This window comes from Streptomyces sp. NPDC093568 (assembly GCF_044764945.1).
GTDB lineage: Bacteria > Actinomycetota > Actinomycetes > Streptomycetales > Streptomycetaceae > Streptomyces.
The window spans coordinates 111,821-132,301 of record NZ_JBIWJD010000012.1; the positions used below are offsets into that span (position 1 = coordinate 111,821).

Genomic DNA, 20,481 nt, shown 5'->3' on the forward strand with positions numbered 1-20,481 from the left:
CCGTTCACTTGGCACAAGCCAGGGGATGCTCAGTGGCCGCCCTGGTCCTTGAAGCGCTTGTAGGACCGCTCGATCTCGGCCTCGGCCTCGGTACGGCCCACCCAGTCGGCGCCCTCGACGGACTTGCCGGGCTCCAGGTCCTTGTAGACCTCGAAGAAGTGCTGGATCTCCAGGCGGTCGAACTCCGACACGTGGTGGATGTCGCGCAGGTGCTCCACGCGCGGGTCGGACGCCGGGACGCACAGCAGCTTGTCGTCGCCGCCGGCCTCGTCCGTCATCCGGAACATGCCGATGGCGCGGCACTTGATGAGGCAGCCCGGGAAGGTCGGCTCCTCCAGGATGACCAGCGCGTCCAGCGGGTCGCCGTCCTCGCCGAGGGTGTTCTCGACGAAGCCGTAGTCGGCCGGGTAGCTGGTCGAGGTGAAGAGTCGACGGTCCAGGCGGATCCGACCGGTCTCGTGGTCCACCTCGTACTTGTTCCGCGAACCCTTCGGGATCTCGATCGTGACGTCGAACTCCACCGGTGGCTCCTCCATGATCAACACATAGTTCTGGTGGTTAAGTGTCCCTCACGCAGGTGTGTGATCGCGAAAGGGGCTGGTGGTAGTGCCGGAGCTGAGGCCGTGGCGAGCCGCGAGACCGCATGTGACGCGGGTCGCGGGCGCCGTTCGACCGCGTCTGGCACGGGCCGCGGAGGCCGTACGCCCACGTCTCGCCCGCGTCGTGACGGCCGCGAAACCACGGGTCGCGCGGCTCTCGCGAGCCGTCTCACCGCAGGCCGCGCGGACACGCAAGCCGAAGACCTGGCAGTACACCGCGGGCGCCGCCACCGCCGGACTGGCGCTGGCCGCCGGAGTGGTGACCGTCGCCGGCCCCTGGGACTCCACCGGTCAGCGTACGGCCGAGCGCGACCGGGCGGTTGCCCTGGAGGTCACGGGTGGCGCAGATCACGGCCGTGATACCGATACGTCCGATTCCGCGGACGCGGCCGCCGGCGGGCCCCGCCCCGCCCCCAGCGCCGCCTCCGTCCTGACCGGCCTGGGCGGCGGCACCGGCGCCGTGAACGCGGCCCCGAACGGCAAGGCCGTCGCCGACCTCGTCGGCCCGCTCCTGGCCGACCCGGTGCTCGGCGCCAAGTCGGCGGCGATCGTGGACGTGGCCAGCGGCAAGCGCCTGTACGGCGACGGCGCCGGCCAGGCCCTCACCCCCGCCTCCACCACGAAGATCGCCACCGCCGCGGCCGCCCTCGCGGCCCTGGGCCCCGACCACCGCCTCATCACCCGCACCGCCCTCGAACCCGACACGAACGAACTCGTCCTCGTCGGCGGCGGCGACCCCACGCTCACGGCCCGCAAGGACACCGAAGGCTGGGCCGGCCTGCGCGAACTCGCGGACCGCACGGCCGAGGCACTGGCCGAGCGAGGCGTACGCGAGGTCACCCTTTCGTACGACAAGACGCTCTACGCCGGACCCGAACTGCACCCCATCGGGAAGAACCCCAACCTCGCCGCGGTCAGCGCCCTCACGGTCGACGAGGCCCGCACGAACGACTCCACCAGCGGACCGGTGAAGCGGAAGGAGGACCCGGCCAAGGACGCGGCGGCCCAGTTCGCCGACCTCCTCGCCGACCACGGCATCAAGACGACCGCGCCCGGCCCGTCGAAGGCGACCAACCGGGCCGAGTCGCTCGCCCAGGTCTCCTCACCGCCGCTCTCCGCCCTCGTCGAGCGCATGCTCACCAACAGCGACAACGACATCGCCGAGCACCTCGCCCGCCAGACCGCCGTGGCGAGCGGCGCGCGCGCCGACTTCGACGGCGCGGGCGAGGCGATCAAGGCCCGGCTGAAGAAGCTCGGACTGCCGGTGTCCGGCGTGACCTTCAAGGACGGCAGCGGCCTCAACCGCGAGGACAAGCTCACGGCCGACCTGCTCACCGCCCTCCTCGCCAAGGCCGCCGACCCCGCCCACCCCGAACTGCGCGCGACCCTGACCGGCCTGCCGGTGGCCGGCTTCACCGGCACCCTGAGCACCCGCTACACCGACGGCGCGGCCGGCATCGTACGAGCCAAGACCGGCACCCTCACGGGCGTGAACGCCCTGGCCGGCACGGTCGTCGACCAGGACGGCCGGCTCCTCGCCTTCGCGTTCCTGAGCACGAGTACGGCGGATCCGGGGTCGGTCCAGTCGGCCCTGGACCGAACGGCGACCGCACTCGCGGCATGCGGCTGCGGCTGACCCCGGGCATCGCGAACCGCCACGGCCTGCCCCAAGTGGGAACGCTCACGTACGGTTGACACATGACGAGCATCGGTGGTGCCGAGATGGTCGACTGGAATCTCGCGGTGGCGACCGCGACCCGGCTCGTACGCCCGGGCCCCGAGGTGAGCCGCGACGAGGCCAGGTCCGTCGTCGCCGAGCTGCGCCGACACGCCAAGGCCTCGGAGGAACACGTCCGGGGCTTCACCCGTATGGGCACGGACGACATCCACGACACCCCCGTCCTCGTCGTCGACCGCCCCGGCTGGGTCCGCGCGAACGTCGCCGGCTTCCGCGAGATCCTCAAGCCCCTGCTCGACAAGATGCAGGAGCGGCGCACCGGCAGCCCCGGCGGCGCGGTCCTCGGCGCCGTCGGCGGCAAGGTCACCGGCGTCGAACTGGGAATGCTGCTGTCCTTCCTCGCCTCCCGCGTCCTCGGCCAGTACGAGACCTTCGCCCCCGCCACCCGCGAACTCCCGGCGGGCGAGAACGGCGGCGGCCGCCTCCTGCTCGTCGCCCCGAACATCGTGCACGTGGAGCGCGAACTCGACGTACAGCCCCACGACTTCCGCCTGTGGGTGTGCCTGCACGAGGAGACGCACCGCACCCAGTTCAGCGCGGTGCCCTGGCTGCGCGACCACCTCGAGGGCGAAATCCAGTCTTTCTTGGGAGAGACCGACGTCGACCCCATGACCGTCCTGGAGCGCATCCGCGAAGCGGCCCAGTCCCTCTCGGGCGGCCGGCCCGAGGCCGAGGAGGACGACGGCGGGCGATCCTTCGTCGAGCTGGTGCAGACCCCCGCCCAGCGCGAGATCCTCGGCCGCCTCACCGCGGTGATGTCCCTGCTGGAGGGCCACGCCGACTTCGTGATGGACGGCGTCGGCCCGGCCGTCGTGCCCTCCGTCGCCGAGATCCGCGAGAAGTTCCAGCAGCGGCGCGCCAAGGGCGCCTCCCGGCTGGACATGGCCCTGCGCAAACTGCTGGGCCTCGACGCCAAACTCAGGCAGTACCGCGACGGCGAGCGGTTCGTCCGGTCGGTCGTGGACCAGGTCGGCATGGACGGCTTCAACCGCGTCTGGACGTCCCCGAACACCCTCCCCACCAAGTCGGAGATCGCCAAACCGGCGGACTGGATCGCACGGGTGCATCGCAAGGCGGAGTCGTGAAACACGCGCCGAGTCGTGCATCTCATACGAAGGTCGTGAACCGAATCCGGCCGACGGCAGGCGAACGCCCCCGCAATCACCCGTCCGAGGGACCGTGAGCCATGGGTAGGCGTGCAATGCTCGGGGAACGGCCCGGTTCTGTCACCATCTACACACTCTGAGTGACCGAGCTCGGGTTCACCCCCCGAAAACTTCATGAAGGGAACCGGACATGGGTCCCCATCCTGCGGTCGCGGCGATACGCCTGGCGGTTCGCCGCGTCCTCCACGACCTCCTCACCGAACACAGCCGCACCACCGACGTCCCCGCGCCGAGCGGCCCGCGCGCGACCGCGCTCCTGACGCCGCCCCTGCCCTGGGCCGGCGCCCCCCGCGCCGCCCACGACACGGCGCTCGCACCGTCGTACGAGCTCCCCGGCCCGACCGCGCAGGAGCCCCCGCGCGCTGCCCCGCACGAGCGGCCCCCCTCCCCGCTCGTGCTCGTGGCGTGCTCCGGCGGCGCCGACTCCATGGCCCTCGCCTCCGCCCTCGCGTTCGAGGCCCGCAAGCTCGGCCTGCGCGCCGGCGGCGTCACCGTCGACCACGGCCTCCAGCCCGGCTCCGACCTGCGCGCCGAGGAAGTCGCCCAGCGCCTGCGCGAACTCGGCCTGGACCCGGTCGAGTCCATCGCCGTGAACGTCGGCCGCCTCGGCGGACCCGAGGCCGCCGCCCGCGACGCCCGCTACGCCGCGCTCGACGACGCCGCCGAACGGCACGGCGCCGCCGCCGTCCTGCTCGGCCACACCCGCGACGACCAGGCCGAGACCGTCCTGCTCGGCCTCGCCCGCGGCTCCGGCATCCGCTCCCTGTCCGGAATGGCCGCGGTCTCGGGGGCCGGCGGCCGCTACCGCCGCCCCTTCCTCCAACTGGACCGGCAGACCGCCCGCAAGGCCTGCATGGTCCAGTCCCTGCCGGTCTGGGACGACCCCCACAACTCCGATCCCGCGTACACCCGCTCCCGCCTGCGCCAGGAAGGCCTGCCCGCCCTGGAGAAGGCGCTCGGCAAGGGCGTCGTCGAGGCCCTCGCCCGCACGGCCCAGCTCTCCCGCGACGACGCCGACGCCCTCGACGCCTGGGCCAGCCAGGCCGAGGCCGCCGTACGCGACGCCACCGGCCTGCTGGAGTGCGCCAAGCTGTACGCGCTGCCGCCCGCCGTCCGCCGCCGGATCCTGCGCCGCGCCGCCATCGAGGCCGGGGCGCCCGCCGGCTCGCTGTTCGCCCGCCACATCGAGGAAGTCGACCGTCTGATCACCGGCTGGCGCGGCCAGGGAGCCATCAATCTCCCGGGCAAAGTCGTCGCCCAGCGCCAGGGTGGCAGACTGGTGATTCGGCAGGACTGAATCCCGGCCCCTCGCATGCACGCCGCGGAGGGGCCGGTGAGCCGAATATGCGGGACGACCGACCGAAAGTGATGCGGGTGGACGCGAAAGACATGGGTGCCGACCTCCAGCAGGTGCTCATCACCAAGGAAGAGATCGACGCGAAGCTGGCCGAGCTGGCCGCGAAGATCGACGCGGAGTACGAGGGCAAGGACCTGCTCATCGTCGGCGTCCTCAAGGGCGCGGTGATGGTCATGGCCGACCTCGCCCGGGCGCTGTCCACCCCCGTCACCATGGACTGGATGGCCGTGTCGTCGTACGGCGCGGGCACCCAGTCCTCCGGCGTGGTGCGGATCCTCAAGGACCTCGACACCGACATCAAGGGCAGGCACGTCCTGATCGTCGAGGACATCATCGACTCGGGCCTGACCCTGTCGTGGCTGCTGTCCAACCTCGGCTCGCGCGAGCCCGAGTCGCTGAAGGTGTGCACCCTGCTTCGCAAGCCGGACGCCGCCAAGGTCGCCATCGACGTCGAGTGGGTCGGCTTCGACATCCCCAACGAGTTCGTCGTCGGCTACGGCCTCGACTACGCCGAGAAGTACCGCAACCTCCCGTTCGTCGGTACGCTCGCGCCCCACGTCTACGGCGGCTGAGCCACAAGAGCCGTCTTTGTAGGACGATCGGGAACCCCGGCGGGCCTCGCGCCGTTGGAGCATGCAGACGGGCTTGCCAGCCGTCCCGTGCGGCTACGCGCGACAAAGCTGGGGTACCGTCAGAAGAACTGTCTTATCAAACTCACTATGGCAGGAGGGACGGGGCGGCACCGCTCCGTATGGATGGACGTGAAGCGATACTTCCGTGGGCCGGTCATGTGGATCGTGCTGGCCGTCCTTGCCGTGGTCGTGTTGATGCAGGTCGTCGGCTCGTCCGGCGGCTACAAGACGGTGGACACCGGCCAGGTCGTCCAGGCGATCAATGACAACAAGGTCGAGTCGGCCAAGCTCACCACCGGCGACGAGCAGATCATCAAGGTCCAGCTCAAGGACGGCGTCAAGGTCGAGGACGCCGACAAGATCCAGGCGAGCTACATCGGCGACCAAGGCGTGACCATCGCCAACACGCTGCAGAACAAGTACCAGGACAAGCAGATCCCGGACGGCTACACCGTTTCGCCGTCCAAGCAGAACCCCTTCGTCGGGATCCTGCTCTCCCTGCTTCCCTTCGTCCTCATCGTGGTCGTCTTCCTGTTCCTGATGAATCAGATGCAGGGCGGCGGCTCCCGGGTCATGAACTTCGGCAAGTCCAAGGCGAAGCTCATCACCAAGGACACCCCGAAGACGACGTTCTCGGACGTCGCCGGCTCGGACGAGGCCGTCGAGGAGCTCCAGGAGATCAAGGAGTTCCTCCAGGAGCCGGCCAAGTTCCAGGCCGTCGGGGCCAAGATCCCCAAGGGCGTCCTGCTCTACGGGCCTCCTGGTACCGGTAAGACGCTCCTTGCGCGCGCCGTCGCCGGCGAGGCCGGTGTCCCCTTCTACTCGATCTCCGGTTCCGACTTCGTCGAGATGTTCGTCGGTGTCGGTGCCTCCCGAGTCCGGGACCTGTTCGAGCAGGCCAAGGCCAACGCCCCCGCGATCGTCTTCGTCGACGAGATCGACGCGGTCGGCCGCCACCGCGGCGCCGGCCTCGGCGGCGGTCACGACGAGCGCGAGCAGACCCTGAACCAGCTCCTCGTCGAGATGGACGGCTTCGACGTCAAGGGCGGCGTGATCCTCATCGCCGCGACGAACCGGCCCGACATCCTCGACCCGGCCCTCCTGCGCCCCGGCCGCTTCGACCGCCAGATCGCGGTCGACCGCCCGGACATGCAGGGCCGCCTGGAGATCCTCAAGGTCCACCAGAAGGGCAAGCCGGTCGCCCCGGACGTCGACCTGTCGGCGGTCGCCCGCCGTACGCCCGGCTTCACGGGCGCGGACCTGTCGAACGTGCTGAACGAGGCGGCGCTGCTGACGGCCCGCTCGGACAAGAAGCTCATCGACAACCAGATGCTGGACGAGGCGATCGACCGCGTCGTGGCGGGCCCGCAGAAGCGGACCCGGATCATGTCGGACAAGGAGAAGAAGATCACCGCGTACCACGAGGGCGGACACGCCCTGGTCGCGGCGGCCTCCCCTAACTCCGACCCGGTCCACAAGATCACGATCCTGTCCAGAGGCCGCGCCCTCGGCTACACGATGGTCCTGCCGGACGAGGACAAGTACTCCACCACCCGCAACGAGATGCTGGACCAGCTGGCCTACATGCTGGGCGGCCGTGCGGCCGAGGAACTCGTCTTCCACGACCCGACCACGGGTGCCGCGAACGACATCGAGAAGGCCACCACCACGGCCCGCGCGATGGTCACGCAGTACGGCATGACCGAGCGTCTCGGCGCCATCAAGTTCGGCGGCGACAACACCGAGCCGTTCCTCGGACGTGAGATGGCTCACCAGCGCGACTACTCGGAAGAGGTCGCCGCGCTGGTGGACGAGGAAGTCAAGAAGCTCATCGAGAACGCGCACAACGAGGCCTGGGAGATCCTGGTCGAGAACCGCGACGTCCTCGACAACCTGGTGCTTCAGCTGCTGGAGCGGGAGACGCTGGGCAAGGAGGAGATCGCCGAGATCTTCGCCCCCATCGTCAAGCGCCCGCCCCGGCCCGCCTGGACCGGGTCCTCCCGCCGTACGCCGTCCACCCGTCCGCCGGTGCTCTCCCCGAAGGAGCTCGCACTGACGAACGGCGCCAACGGCGCGACGCCGGCGATCAGCACCGCCAAGTCGACGGTGACGGAGCCGGCCCCGGCGGCCGAGCCGGCTCCCGAGGAGCGCCCCGAGAGCTGACCTCGCTCCACCCGGTGCGGTTCGCACCGGGCCCGGAATGGATGCCGTGCCCCCCTGGTTTTAGCCTGGGGGGCGCGGCGCTTTCGTATGCCCGCAGTTCAGACGCGTGACCCACACGCGCCACCCGCAAAGGAACGAGGCACCACATGACCGACCCCGTGACGCTGGACGGCGAGGGCAGCATCGGCGAGTTCGACGAGAAGCGCGCCGAGAACGCCGTACGCGAACTGCTGATCGCGGTCGGGGAGGACCCGGACCGCGAAGGGCTCAGGGAGACGCCGGGGCGGGTGGCGCGGGCGTATCGAGAGCTCTTGGCGGGACACACGCAGCAGCCTGAGGATGTTCTGACGACCACGTTCGACATCGGGCACGACGAGATGGTCCTGGTGAAGGACATTGAAATCGTATCCTTGTGCGAGCATCACATGCTGCCATTCCACGGCGTAGCCCACATTGGGTATATTCCGGCAGAAAGCGGCAAGATTACGGGCCTGTCGAAGCTCGCGCGGCTTGTCGAGGTTTTCGCCCGTCGGCTGCAGGTGCAGGAACGACTTACGACGCAGGTTGCCGACTCCCTCATGAAGATCCTCGAGGCCCGGGGCGTGATCGTCGTCATTGAGGCCGAGCACATGTGCATGTCGGTGCGCGGTATTCGTAAGCCCGGCGCCAAGACCACGACGTCGGCGGTGCGCGGCCAGCTTCGTGACTCTACGACCCGCGCCGAGGCAATGAGCCTGATACTGGCGCGTTGACCTGATTGTCGGTGGTGCCCGATACCGTCTTTGATCAGTGGGCCGATCGCTGATCAAGGGGGATTGCGGTGGGGTACGGGCTGCCCAGCAAGCAGACGGTGAACGCGGTTGACGGCCGCCTGCAGGCGCGGAATGTCCCAGTGGGCTGCCGACTCTGGACGCTGGATGGGGAGCGCACGATCCAGACCACGGTCGTGGCGGTCGCCACCGTCCGGGTGTGCGAGGTGGTCGACGTCGTGACCGATCATGTGACGTTCACGGTGGCACCCGACCAGATGCTCGGCACGCCCGACGGGTGGGTTCACGCGAGGGATGCCACGGGCACGGTGCTCGCGTGGACGCCGGCGCGGAAGTTGTGTCGCACACGGTTGATCATCAAGCCGGGCTATGAGCTGGGCTACCTGATCGGGGCCAACTGCGCGGACGGGACGGTCGGCAAGAACTACGTGTCCCTGGTGGTCAACGACGAGGTGTTCGCCGCGCGCTTTGCGGCCTGTCTCACCGCCGCCACCGGGCTGCCGGCCCGGCTGGAGGCGGTGACGCGGCCTTCCGGTTACCTCCAGCGGGATGCTCCGGGCTTTCGTGTACGTGTGGTGTCGTCGTATCTGGCCGACTTGATGAGGCAGTACGTGGGCGGAGACGCGCACCACATGCGGCAGCGATTTCCGCGGGTTGTCCTTCGGGACAGGGAAACGTTCGAAGGCTTTCTGGACGGCTACACGGACGGAGATGGATTCCGTCCCAAGACGTGGTCCGGACGTCTGCTGGTCAGCGGCAACGCGCCGTTCCTTTCGGAGCTGGCGCAAGTGGTGGGCGCGAGGGTCACTCCACGGGCAGCACTCCCGTTCACCCTCTACAGCTACCGCCTGGACCCGCACCGGGGCTTCCTGGTCAACGGACACCTTGCCCGCCTGCCCTGGTGACCCGGCGCTGTCACACCGTAGGCGCCGCCCCCGCGCCATTGTGTTCGTCGTCCTCCGGGAGCTTGCACACGCGCTCCAGGAAGATGGCCGCCGCTATCACGCCGAGGGCGGCCAGGACCGAGAAGCCGGCGTAGATGGCCTGGTCGCGGCGGGCGGGGATGTCGAGGGACTCCAGGAGGAAGACGCCCGTGCCGCCGTACATGCCGGCGACCAGGGCGGCTACCAGTGCGCTGGCCTGGCCGAAGACCACCGCGCGGGCGGCCATCAGCGGGTCGACGCCCTTGGCCTCGGGGCGGCGCTCGCGCTGGGCCTTGAGGCGGGCGCGGATGGAGAGCGCCGTGGCCAGCAGGACCACGGCGATGACCGCCAGGACGATCGGGGCGGCCAGGGGGACGCTGGGCAGGGTCCCGATGGAGTTCCAGAGGCGGGCGCCCGCCCACGACAGGACTCCGGCCACGATGAACACGCCTGCCAGTGTCCTGATGCGCAGCTCTCTCACGGTGTTCTTTCAGCTCCCCCGGGTGCCCGCGGATGGTGGTCGTCTTGACCTTAACGACTATTCGGGCAGCTGGAGTTCCAGGTCGGCGCGCGGCGCCACGCCCTCCCGGGTGACCGTGCCGAGCAGGTCGGCGACCGCGCCGCGGCCCGGCAACTGGGCCTCGGGCTCCAGGTCGTGCCAGGGGGCGAGGACGAAGGCCCGCTCGTGGGCGCGCGGGTGGGGGAGGGTGAGCTGCGGGTCGTCGGAGACGACATCGGCGTAGGCGACGATGTCGACGTCGAGGGTGCGCGCGCCCCAGCGTTCGTCGCGGATCCGGTGGAAGGCCTCCTCGACGGCGTGTGCCCGCTCCAGGAGGGAGGACGGGGGGAGCGTGGTCTTGAGGACCACGATCGCGTTGAAGTAGGTGGGCTGGCTGCCCGGCTCGACGCCCCACGGCTCGGTCTCGTAGACGGGGGAGACCGCCTTGATGCGCACGCCCGGGGTGTCCTCCAGCGCGTCGATGGCGCCCTGGAGGGTCTCCAGGCGGTTGCCGAGGTTGGCGCCGAGGGAGATGACGGCGCGTTTGGGGTTGTGGAGGGTGGTGTCGGCGGCGTCGACCTGGTCGACGACGGAGGCGGGTACCGGCTGTACGGTCGGGTCGCTGGGACCCTTGATGAAGGGTGCAGTCATACTCGGCTCCGGGTGATGGTGACGGTCACGTCGTCGAAGGGGACGGTGATGGGCGCGTCCGGTTTGTGGACGGTGACCTCGACCTCCTGGACCCCTTCGTGCTTCAGACAGGCCTGGGCGACGCGCTCGGCGAGGGTCTCGATGAGGTTGACCGGTTCGCCCTCGACGACGGCCACGACCTCCTCCGCCACGATGCCGTAGTGCACGGTCTTCGCCAGGTCGTCGTCGGCGGCGGCAGGCCGGGTGTCCAGGCCCAGGACGAGGTCCACGACGAAGGTCTGGCCCTCCCTGCGTTCCTCGGGGAACACACCGTGGTACCCGCGGGCCTTCAGGCCGCGCAGCGCGACACGATCCACGCGAATCACTCCTGCAATCGTCGGTGACGGCCGGTCGGTGCCGTGTGCGGGCGGCACACCGGCCTCGAACGAATCTACCTGCGGGCACGGACAGGGCCGGGTCACGGGGGCGTGGCCCGGCCCTGGGCCGGCAGGATTCATCGTGTGTTTCCCCTGGGGAATCCGGCGGCTCACGGGTTGGTAGCCGCCCCTACCCGCACCCAGGTGATTCCAACCACTTGTTGGTCCCTATGGAGCGCCTACCCACTCAGGACGGGGTCTCGTCGTTGTCGTCCTCGTCGTTTTCGGCCAGAACCGGCGAGGCGTGGTGCGACCACATCTTCCAGCCCTCGGGTGTGCGCCGGAACACGTTCGTGGCGACCACGAGCTGGCCCACGAGCGGGCCGAGCTCCTCGCCGGCGTCGGGCGCCGGGCCGCCGCTGAGGATGTTCTCGGTGCAGGTCACCAGGGCGGTGTCGCCGGTGACGGAGACGTGTACGTCGGTGAGGAAGAACTGGATGTAGTCGGTGTTCGCCATGATCAGGGCGTACGACCGCAGGACCTCGCCGCGTCCGGTGAGTACCGGCCAGCCGGGGTGCACACAGGAGATCACGCCGGCGTCGGCCGGGTCGTGGTAGGTCTCGTCGACGCCGAGGTCGGACGGGGTGAGCCAGAGCGAGGACACCGTTTCGAAGTCGCCGCGCTCCACGGCCTCGTAGAAGGCGGTGTTGGCCGCCTCCACCTGTTCGACGTCGGTGTGGGGGGCGCTCACCGGGCTCCTTCGACGGCGCGTGCGACGCGCACCGCGTCCGCCGTGGCGCGCACCTCGTGCACGCGCACCGCCCACGCGCCGGCGTGCGCCGCGAGCGCGGAGACGGCGGCCGTGGCGGCGTCGCGCTCCCGGGCGGGCGGCGGCGCGCCCTCGGGGCCGGCGAGGACCCGGCCGAGGAACCGCTTGCGGGAGGCGGCGACGAGGAGCGGGTGGCCGAGGGTGAGCAGTCGGTCGAGGTGGGCGAGCAGCACGAGATCGTGCTCGGCGTCCTTGGAGAAGCCGAGGCCGGGGTCGACGACGACGCGGTCGGGGGCGATGCCGCCCTCCAGTACGGCCTCCACGCGCGCGCGGAGTTCGTCGACGACCTCGGTGACGACGTCGTCGTACACGCCCTTGACGTTCGCGCCCTCCAGGAAGCCGCGCCAGTGCATGACGACGAAGGGCGCGCCGGCGTCGGCGACGACCGGGATCATCGCGGGGTCGGCGAGGCCGCCGCTGACGTCGTTGACGAGGGCGGCGCCGGCGGCGAGGGCCTGCTCGGCGACGGTGGCGCGCATGGTGTCGACGGAGACCGTGACGCCCTCGGAGGCGAGGCCGCGCACGACGGGGACGACGCGGCGCAGCTCCTCGTCCTCGTCGACCCGCGAGGCGCCGGGGCGGGTGGACTCGCCGCCGACGTCGACGAGGTCGGCGCCCTCCTCGACGAGGGCGAGGCCGTGCTTGACGGCGGATGTGGTGTCGAACCAGCGGCCGCCGTCAGAGAAGGAGTCGGGGGTCACGTTCACGACTCCCATGACCGCGCACCGGTCCCACCCCGGAAGGCCCGCGACACGCCCGCGTCCGCTCTGCTTGCTCATACGTTCAGCCTAGGCCCAAGCAGGGGCCGGGACGTGCCGCGGCCCGAGCGGCAGCCCAGGGGGGTGGGTGGGCTGCCGCTCGGGCCGGTCTGGGGCGGCGGCCTCACGCCGCCTGGACGTCGCGCTCCACCACCCGGTGCGCGCAGGGGCGCGGGGTGGCCGTGCGGCGGCGCAGGAAGCGCGGCAGGGGCAGGGCCAGGTTCACGAAGCCCTCCGCCTGCATGGCGGCGATGCCGAGGCGGGGCAGGTCGGCGGAGGCGCGGTAGACCACGAAGCGGGGCTCCCAGCGGGGCTGGAACTTGGCGTTGAACTTGTACAGGGACTCGATCTGGAACCAGCGGGAGAGGAACACCAGCAGGCCCCGCCACGCGCGCAGCACCGGTCCGGCGCCGATCTTCTCGCCGCGGGCCAGCGCCGAGCGGAACATCGCGAAGTTGAGGGACACGCGCGCGATGTCGAACTTCGGGGCGGCCTGGAGGGCGGCCACGATCAGCAGTTCGTTCATGCCGGGGTCGGCCGCGCGGTCGCGGCGCATCAGGTCGAGGGAGACCCCGTCGGTGCCCCAGGGCACGAAGTGGAGGATCGCCTTGAGGTCGCCGTACGGACCCGGTTCGTCGTCGGCCTTGTGGGCGGTGGCGATCAGACAGTCGCCGTCGGCGGGGTCGCCGACGCGGCCGAGCGCCATGGAGAAGCCGCGCTCGGTGTCGGTGCCGCGCCAGTCCTCGGCGGCCTGCCGGATGCGCTCCAGTTCCAACTCGCCGAGGTCACGGACGCGCCGTACCCGGGTCTCGTAACCGGCGCGCTCGATGCGCTTGACCATCTGTCGCACATTGCGCATCGCGCGGCCGGTGAGGGAGAAATCCGGGACGTCCACCACCGCCTCGTCGCCCAGTTCGAGGGCGTCGAGGCCGGTCTCGCGGGTCCACACCTCGGCGCCGGTCTCGGAGCAGCCCATGACGGCGGGGGTCCAGGAGTGGGCCTTGGCCTCGTCCATGAAGCGCTCGATGGCGCCGGGCCAGGCCTCGACGTCGCCGATGGGGTCGCCGCTGGCGAGCATCACGCCGGAGACGACGCGGTAGGTGACGGCGGCCTTGCCGCTGGGGGAGAAGACGACCGCCTTGTCGCGGCGCAGCGCGAAGTGGCCGAGGGAGTCGCGGCCGCCGTGCTTGTCCAGCAGGGCGCGCAGCCGGGCCTCGTCGTCCTCGGTCAGGGCCGCGGCGGGGTGTTCGGGGCGGAAGGCCAGGTAGATGGTGGTGACGGCGGTGAGCAGGCCGAGGGCGCCGAGGGAGAAGGCGACCGTCCAGGAGGTGTTGCCCTGGTAGTCGACCGGGCCCTCGAAGCCGAACAGGCCGTACAGGACGTGGGTGATGCGGTCGGCCAGGCTCGGGTCGCCGACCAGGGTCTTCGGGTGGGCGCTGACGATGACCAGTCCGAGGGCGAGCGAACCGGCGCCCATGAGGACGAAGTTGGCCAGCGCGCGCCAGCGGCTGCGCGGGTCGGGCAGGGCCGCGAACTGGTCGCGGTGGCGCAGCAGGGGTGCGAGCAGCGCGAGGGAGATGAGGACGCCGATGACGGAGTGGCGGTAGGTGAACTGCGCCACCGCTCCGGCCGGCAGCAGGACGACCGCCGCGCGCCAGGCCCTGCGCTTGCCGCGCTTGAGGCCGTGCGCGAGCAGCAGCAACAGCATGCCGGCGCTGAGCGAGAGCGCCGCCGCGAACGGGCTCATCGCGCCCGGCAGTACCTCGGCGATGGCGTGCATACGGCTGTGCCGGAAGCGCGGGAAGACGCCGGCGGCGACGTCCAGCAGGCCGACCAGGGCGCAGGCTCTGCCGAGGAGGACGGGAACGGCCTCGGGACGCGGCCCGCGCAGCACGTACCGCACGCGGCTCGACAGATGCCCCACCTGGGTCGATCGTTGAGGAACCTTGCCCGACATTTCCACATCTGTCCTGACAGACATCGCATCCCATTAGTTCTGCGAGAGACCTTGGATCCGGTGCCGATTCGGGCATCCGGCGACATTGCGCCCTCTAGGACGGTGTCTTGAGGGGAGAGGTTCACTCAGCTCTCCAAAACCGTTTCAAAGGCCAAGGAAAGTCCGGGGCAAGCCCTCGCGAAGGTGCAGGGGAGAACGCGGGGGCGGGTGCCCGCGCGGTCCGGACGGAAAGCGCGGGCAGGTAACCATCGATGGGTCTCACGAGCGACAAGGTGCTGACGCTGGCGGTCGCGGCCGCGGTCGGGCTGTTCGTCGGCACGGTGTGGCTGTGGCCACGGCTGGCCCGGCGGGGGCCGCGGGCCGTCGCCGGGCGCGTCGGGCTGCTGCTCGCCACGCAGTTGACGCTCTTCGCGGCGGTCGGCCTGCTCGCCAACCAGGCCTTCGGGTTCTACGCCAGCTGGGCCGACCTGTTCGGGCAGGAGGACGACCAGGGAGTCGTCGTGGACCACACGCCCGGTGACGGGCCCCTGAAGGTCGTCGACAGCCGGCGGGTGCCGGGGGCCGCGAGCGCCCGGCCCCAGGTGGGCGGGCAGGTACAGAAGATCCGGCTCGTGGGCCGTAAGTCGCACATCGCGACACCCGCGTACGTCTATCTGCCGCCCGAATACTTTCAGCCGCGGTACCGCACGCGTACGTTCCCCGCGGCCGTGGTCCTGACGGGCTACCCGGGTACGGCCCAGGCACTGGTGGACAAGCTCGACTATCCGCGTACGGCCGCGAGGCTCGCCGCCGAGGGCCGTATGGAGCCGATGATCCTGGTGATGATGCGGCCGACCGTGGCGCCGCCGCGGGACACGGAGTGCGTGGACATCCCCCGGGGCCCGCAGACCGAGACGTTCTTCGCGTCCGACCTGCCCGACGCCGTGAGCGGCCACTACAGGGTGCGCGGCGGGGCCGGCGGCTGGGGCGTCATCGGCGACTCGACCGGCGGCTACTGCGCGTTGAAGCTCGCCCTGCACCACCCCGGGGTGTACGCCGCCGGGGCGGGGCTTTCCGCGTACTACAAGGCGCCGATCGACGCCACGACCGGTGATCTCTTCCAGGGCGACGAGGAACTGCGCAATCGCGCGAACCTGTGGTGGTACCTCAAGCACATGCCCGCTCCGGACACTTCACTGCTCGTCAGCAGCAGCAAAGTTGGAGAATCCAACTACAAGGACACGTTGAAGTTCATTGCGCGCGTGAAGGCGAACGGGGCGACGCGGATCTCCTCGATCATCCTCGAAAGCGGAGGGCACAACTTCAACACCTGGCGGCGCGAGATTCCGGCGACGCTGGAGTGGATGAGCGGGCGGTTGAGTGGCCGCCTGAGCGGGGGCTGAGCGGGGGCGGAGCGCGAACCGGGGTGGGGGCCGGCCTGCGGGAGAGGCTTTGTGATCTTGGTTCTCGCGCAATTCGGTGGCGGTTCTGATTGCTGTTGCCATGTGAACGGCCGGGGATGGCTGTCTTTTTACGGGGCGGGGCTCCAAGATTCGCCTACGCGCGGTAAGTTTCTGGCCATGCCACGTGGACGTCACCGCCATTCCCCGCCCTTGCACAGGATGCTGCCGCCGTCGGCGATCGCTGGCGTGTCCGTCGTCTGTGCGCTCGCCCCCTGGGTGTTCACCGAGCCCATGGCGTTGCGCGGCCTCGCCGCGGCCGCCGCGGCGACGGCGGTCATCGGCGCGGTCGTCATGCGCCGCTGGGACACGCAGGCCGGCAAGCAGGTCGCCGACCTCACGCGCGCGCGGGCGAGCGACGAGTGGCGGCACGAGGAGCGGGTCGCCGAACTGGAGACCGACCTCGAGGAGTCGCGCGAGCTGCGGATGAAGCTGGAGCAGCGGCTGCGGGGCAAGCGGGCGGAGCTCGCGGGGCTGCGCAACGAGCACGCGTCGCTGCTGCGGCGGTACGCCACGGCGGAGACCGAGCGGGCGAGCGTCCTGGAGGAGCGCCGGGTCCTGGAGATAGAGGCGACCACGCCCGCGCGCGCGTTGCCGCCGGGGGCGGTCGAGAGCGCGGCCGACGAGGAGGCGGGGGCTGTGGCTGCCCCGGCCGTGGCGGAAGTCGCCGGGGACGAGGCCGAGGCGGAAGCGGAGGCCGTGGAGACGGCTGCCGTCGAGGGCGCCGAGGAGACCACGGGGGTCTTCTCGCCCGAGGGTTCCCGGCTGTTCCTGCGGGCGCAGGCGGCGTTGGCGCGGTTCGACGAGGACGGTGAACCGGCCGAGGGCGAGGCGGTCGAGGGCGGCGCGGTCAAGGACGAGGCGGCGAAGGACGCGTCCCTCAAGGGCGCCGACGCGCTGAAGAACGAGGCTCCGAAGAGCGACGTCTCGACGAGCGAACCCTCCGCGAGCGACGCCCCGAAGAGCGAACCCTCCGCGAGCGACGCCCCGAAGAGCGAAGCCCCAAAAGACGAGCCGCCCAACAACCAGCCCCCGAAGGGCGACGGACCCTCCGGCGGTGAGCCGGTGAAGGACCCTTCCGATGCCGCCGAGGCGGAGGGAACCGGCGCGTCCGAGACCGGCACCACCCTGGAGGACGACCCGCAGGGGAAGTCCGAGGCGGCCGACGGGCATGAGCGCGCGGCCGCCGTCACCCCGGCCGGCGCGGTCGCCACGGCGCGGCCCGCCCTGCCTCCGGCCCAGCGGCCCGCGGGTCACTTCATCGCCCCGACCGCGGTGGCCGTCGCGCCGGCCGCGCCCGTGCGGCGCCCGGCCGTCGAGGGCGGCTTCGACTTCTTCGGCACCAAGCAGGGGGCGGCGCCCTCCGCGTTGGAGGCCGTCCAGAACGAGGACCTCGCCGACGTCGTCGGCCAGGAGGCCCTCGCCCTGCACAAGGCGGAGTCCGAGGCCCAGTTCAAGCCGGCGGACGAGGAGTCCCGGGGCGTCGGTCAGGTCATCGACCTGACGGCGCACGACGAGACGGAACAGATCGACGTGCAGGGGCTGCGGAGCGCGGTTTCCTGACGGAGGCCCGCGAGGCCGCCCGGCGCCCGTGCCGGGCGCCGCGTACGGTCACGCCATCCAGCGGTCCGGGAGCGCGTCCCGGCGTCCCGTCCGCGACCGCTCCGCCTGCGCCCGCAGCAGCTCCGCCGCCTCCTCTGCGTCCCTCAGACGGGCCGTGACGGTCTTGTTGGCCCCCGTGTCCACGTGGACGTCGGCGACGCGCCACAGGCGCTTCCAGGGGCCCTGAGCAAGCCGTACACTCTGGACCTTCGCGTGCGGGACGAGGGCCAGGCTGCGACGGAAGAGGCCGATCCGGGCGGCGAACACCGCGTCCGTGACGGTGAGGCCGTAACCGCGCCACCACAGGGGCACACAGCGAGCCGCTCGGCGCGGCGGGCGGGACAGGGACGACCGGCTCGGGACGGTCACCCCGGGCAGCACGCGGGCTATGACCGACTCGGCGACCTCGCGCGGGGCGACCGGGAGCAGCAGGGAGTTGGACGAGCCGGCCACGTCCAGCTCCACCCGCACCCAGCCGCGCCGCCGCCACAGGAGCGGTTCGACGATCCGCACCGTCTGCACCCGGCCCGGCGGCACCGTCTCGTGGGCGCGGTCGAGCAGGCCGTGGTCGATGCGCAGGCCGTCCTGGGACTCGCCCACCGTCCAGTCGTACTCGGTGACGAAACGCCCCACAGTGCTCGCCCCCGCCGCGCCGACCAGGGGAATCGCGGTGGCCAGCACCGTCCACGCGCTCTGGGTGACCAGCCAGAGGATCGTCGGTACGGCGACGGCGGCGGCCAGGGTTCCCCAGGTCGCGCCGGTGAGCACGAGGGAGGTGGCCAGGACCGCCGGGGGCACGCTCAGGAGCTGCTGGGAGGGGGCCTCGCCTATCTCGTGGGCCGTCTCGGGGGCGAAACCGGCGGCGCGGGCGAGGAGTTCGGCGCGCAGTGTGCGGGCCTCCTCCGCGCCCAGGAAGGCCAGTTCGTCCTTCTTGTCCGTGCCGACGACGTCCAGTTTGAGCTTCGCCACCCCGGCCACGCGCGCGAGCAGCGGCTGGGTGACGTCGATGGCCTGGATGCGCTCCAGCCGGATGTGCGCCGTGCGGCGGAACAACAGGCCCGTACGGATGCGCAGTTCGCTGTCCGTCACCGCGAAGTGCGTGAACCACCAGGTGAGAAAGCCGTACAGGGCGGCCGCGGGGAGCAGTACGGCGAGGGCGATGAGGAGGGTGGTCGTGGTCAGCCGGGTGAGCTGGCGCTGCGCCTGGTCCGGGTCGTGCACCGCCCAGCCGATCAGCACGGCCACCGGTGCCCAGGCCCGCCTGAGCGGGGTGACGGGGTGCAGGCGGCGTTCGGTCACGGGGCGCAGCTCGCGTACGGCGTCGTCGACGCCCGGAGTGGTCACAGGCCCGCCGATCGGGCCTCGCCGAGCTCGGTGAGCCGGTCGCGCAGCCGTTCCGCCTCGGCCGGGTCCAGGCCCGGGATGGTGGCGTCGGTCGCGGCGGCCGCCGTGTGCAGCTGCACGCTGGCCAGGCCGAAGTGCCGCTCCACGGGCCCGGAGGTGACCTCGACCAGCTGCATGCGGCCGTAGGGCACCACCGTCTCCTCGCGCCACAGCACGCCCCGGCTGATCAGCAGGTCGTCGGCGCGCTCGGCGTAGCGCCACGAGGCCCAGTTACGGCCGAGCATCACCCAGCCCCACGCCATCACCGCCGGGGGCAGGAGCGCGAAGGCCGTCCAGGTGGGTCCGGCGAGCAGGCCCAGCAGCAGGGCCAGGCCGATCGTCAGCAGGCCCAGCCACACCACCAGCAACAGTCGGCGCATGCGGAGCAGACCCGGTGGCAGCCCGGTCCACTCCGGTCCGTCCCCCGCCCGCTGGTCCCCCGCCGTACCCGTGTTCTCCGGGCTCCCCGTCTCCATGAGGCCAGCGTACGTAGGAGAGACTGTGTCCATGACTCCTACGACGGAGACCATGGTCGGCATCGGCGGCGCCGCGGAGAGCACCGACATGGTGCTCAACATCGGGCCCCAGCACCCGTCGACGCATGGCGTGCTGCGTCTGAAGCTCGTCCTCGACGGCGAGCGCATCACGCGCGCGGAGCCCGTGATCGGCTATATGCACCGGGGCGCGGAGAAGCTCTTCGAGGCCCGCGACTACCGCCAGATCATCATGCTCGCCAACCGCCACGACTGGCTGTCGGCCTTCTCCAACGAGCTGGGCGTCGTCCTCGCCGTCGAGCGCATGCTCGGCATGGAGGTGCCCGAGCGGGCCGTGTGGACGCGGACCCTGCTCGCGGAGCTCAACCGGGTGCTCAACCACCTGATGTTCCTGGGGTCGTATCCGCTGGAGCTGGGCGGGATCACGCCGATCTTCTACGCCTTCACCGAGCGCGAGGAACTCCAGCACGTGATGGAGGAGGTCTCCGGCGGGCGGATGCACTACATGTTCAACCGGGTCGGCGGCCTGAAGGAGGACCTGCCGTCCGGCTGGACCACGCGCGCGCGGACCGCCGTCGCCGACGTGCGCTCCCGCATGGACCGGTTCGACGACCTCGTCCTCGGCAACGAGATCTTCCGGGGGCGCACGCGGGGCGTGGGCGCCCTCACGCCGGAGGCCGTGCACGCGTACGGCGTGAGCGGGCCGATCGCGCGCGCCTCGGGCGTGGACTTCGACCTGCGCCGCGACGAGCCGTATCTCGCCTACGGCGAGCTGAGCGACGTGCTGCGGGTGGTGACCCGCGAGGAGGGTGACTGCCTCGCCCGGTTCGAGTGCCTGCTGGAGCAGACGCACAACGCCCTCGATCTCGCCGACGCCTGCCTCGACCGGCTCGCCGAGCTGCCGCCGGGGCCGATCAACCAGCGGCTGCCCAAGGTGCTGAAGGCCCCCGAGGGCCACACCTACGCGTGGACCGAGAATCCGCTCGGCATCAACGGCTACTACCTCGTGAGCAAGGGCGAGAAGACCCCGTACCGGTTGAAGCTGCGCTCGGCGTCGTACAACAACATCCAGGCCCTGGTCGAGCTGCTGCCGGGCACGCTGGTCGCGGACATGGTGGCGATCCTGGGGTCGATGTTCTTCGTGGTGGGGGACATCGACAAGTAG

Annotated in this window: 19 protein-coding genes; 10 read left to right on the forward strand and 9 right to left on the reverse strand. The window is 71.0% G+C overall.

The genetic code is table 11. The features are described 5' to 3' along the window. Positions 1-29 precede the first annotated feature (29 nt). On the reverse strand, positions 30-521 hold the full coding sequence (locus ACIRD7_RS35955; protein ID WP_351615513.1) for an inorganic diphosphatase: 492 nt from the start codon (positions 519-521) through the stop codon (positions 30-32). A gap of 124 nt (positions 522-645) precedes the next feature. Here ACIRD7_RS35955 and dacB point away from each other — a divergent pair, with 124 nt between their 5' ends. The 7 genes from dacB to ACIRD7_RS35990 all read left to right on the forward strand — a co-directional run bounded on the left by dacB (position 646) and on the right by ACIRD7_RS35990 (position 9,330). Beyond that, on the forward strand, positions 646-2,235 hold the full coding sequence (gene dacB / locus ACIRD7_RS35960) for a D-alanyl-D-alanine carboxypeptidase/D-alanyl-D-alanine-endopeptidase (RefSeq protein ID WP_403460049.1): 1,590 nt from the start codon (positions 646-648) through the stop codon (positions 2,233-2,235). Positions 2,236-2,297: 62 nt separating this feature from the next. Continuing rightward, entirely contained in the window at positions 2,298-3,422 is a 1,125-nt protein-coding gene (locus ACIRD7_RS35965; RefSeq protein WP_403460050.1) for a zinc-dependent metalloprotease, read from the forward strand. Between the two features lie 211 nt (positions 3,423-3,633). Beyond that, a complete protein-coding gene (tilS, locus tag ACIRD7_RS35970) occupies positions 3,634-4,800 on the forward strand; it encodes a tRNA lysidine(34) synthetase TilS (protein ID WP_403460051.1) in 1,167 nt (388 codons plus the stop codon). Between the two features lie 71 nt (positions 4,801-4,871). Then, the gene (gene hpt, locus ACIRD7_RS35975) at positions 4,872-5,432 is read left to right on the forward strand and encodes a hypoxanthine phosphoribosyltransferase (protein WP_403460126.1); all 561 of its coding nucleotides are present in this window, start codon (positions 4,872-4,874) and stop codon (positions 5,430-5,432) included. Positions 5,433-5,615: 183 nt separating this feature from the next. Beyond that, positions 5,616-7,655, forward strand: a complete 2,040-nt coding sequence (gene ftsH / locus ACIRD7_RS35980) for an ATP-dependent zinc metalloprotease FtsH (protein ID WP_403460127.1) — start codon at positions 5,616-5,618, stop codon at positions 7,653-7,655. Between the two features lie 146 nt (positions 7,656-7,801). Beyond that, entirely contained in the window at positions 7,802-8,407 is a 606-nt protein-coding gene (gene folE / locus ACIRD7_RS35985) for a GTP cyclohydrolase I FolE (protein WP_403460053.1), read from the forward strand. Positions 8,408-8,475: 68 nt separating this feature from the next. Further along, a complete protein-coding gene (locus ACIRD7_RS35990; RefSeq protein WP_403460054.1) occupies positions 8,476-9,330 on the forward strand; it encodes a hypothetical protein in 855 nt (284 codons plus the stop codon). 10 nt (positions 9,331-9,340) lie between these two features. Here ACIRD7_RS35990 and ACIRD7_RS35995 read toward each other — a convergent pair whose 3' ends face one another. The 6 genes from ACIRD7_RS35995 to ACIRD7_RS36020 form a co-directional block, all read right to left on the reverse strand. Continuing rightward, positions 9,341-9,829 (reverse strand): DUF3180 domain-containing protein, encoded by a 489-nt coding sequence (locus ACIRD7_RS35995; protein ID WP_403460055.1) that lies wholly within the window; start codon positions 9,827-9,829, stop codon positions 9,341-9,343. A gap of 57 nt (positions 9,830-9,886) precedes the next feature. Continuing rightward, complete coding sequence (folK, locus tag ACIRD7_RS36000; protein ID WP_403460056.1) at positions 9,887-10,498, reverse strand: 2-amino-4-hydroxy-6-hydroxymethyldihydropteridine diphosphokinase; 612 nt, start codon at positions 10,496-10,498, stop codon at positions 9,887-9,889. Next, positions 10,495-10,854 carry a dihydroneopterin aldolase gene (gene folB, locus ACIRD7_RS36005; protein WP_403460058.1) on the reverse strand — a complete coding sequence of 120 codons (360 nt, stop codon included), beginning with the start codon at positions 10,852-10,854 and terminating at the stop codon, positions 10,495-10,497. Before folB ends, folK begins: the two co-directional genes overlap by 4 nt. Positions 10,855-11,101: 247 nt before the next feature. After that, on the reverse strand, positions 11,102-11,605 hold the full coding sequence (locus tag ACIRD7_RS36010) for a nuclear transport factor 2 family protein (protein ID WP_403460059.1): 504 nt from the start codon (positions 11,603-11,605) through the stop codon (positions 11,102-11,104). Continuing rightward, complete coding sequence (gene folP, locus ACIRD7_RS36015) at positions 11,602-12,462, reverse strand: dihydropteroate synthase (RefSeq protein WP_403460060.1); 861 nt, start codon at positions 12,460-12,462, stop codon at positions 11,602-11,604. Before folP ends, ACIRD7_RS36010 begins: the two co-directional genes overlap by 4 nt. Before the next feature lie 103 nt (positions 12,463-12,565). Next, positions 12,566-14,398 carry a phosphatidylglycerol lysyltransferase domain-containing protein gene (locus tag ACIRD7_RS36020; RefSeq protein WP_403460061.1) on the reverse strand — a complete coding sequence of 611 codons (1,833 nt, stop codon included), beginning with the start codon at positions 14,396-14,398 and terminating at the stop codon, positions 12,566-12,568. Between the two features lie 251 nt (positions 14,399-14,649). Here ACIRD7_RS36020 and ACIRD7_RS36025 point away from each other — a divergent pair, with 251 nt between their 5' ends. Together ACIRD7_RS36025 and ACIRD7_RS36030 are read left to right on the forward strand one after the other, a co-directional pair. Then, entirely contained in the window at positions 14,650-15,780 is a 1,131-nt protein-coding gene (locus ACIRD7_RS36025; RefSeq protein ID WP_403460062.1) for an alpha/beta hydrolase, read from the forward strand. 219 nt (positions 15,781-15,999) lie between these two features. After that, positions 16,000-17,400, forward strand: a complete 1,401-nt coding sequence (locus tag ACIRD7_RS36030) for a hypothetical protein (protein WP_403460128.1) — start codon at positions 16,000-16,002, stop codon at positions 17,398-17,400. 48 nt (positions 17,401-17,448) lie between these two features. On the opposite strand, the gene ACIRD7_RS36035 is transcribed toward ACIRD7_RS36030, so the two are convergent. Next, entirely contained in the window at positions 17,449-18,783 is a 1,335-nt protein-coding gene (locus ACIRD7_RS36035) for a PH domain-containing protein (protein WP_403460063.1), read from the reverse strand. Further along, entirely contained in the window at positions 18,780-19,298 is a 519-nt protein-coding gene (locus tag ACIRD7_RS36040) for a PH domain-containing protein (protein ID WP_403460064.1), read from the reverse strand. Before ACIRD7_RS36040 ends, ACIRD7_RS36035 begins: the two co-directional genes overlap by 4 nt. Positions 19,299-19,329: 31 nt before the next feature. Between ACIRD7_RS36040 and ACIRD7_RS36045 the strand changes: the two genes are divergently transcribed. Beyond that, positions 19,330-20,481, forward strand: coding sequence for an NADH-quinone oxidoreductase subunit D (locus ACIRD7_RS36045; protein ID WP_403460066.1), 1,152 nt, complete (start codon positions 19,330-19,332; stop codon positions 20,479-20,481).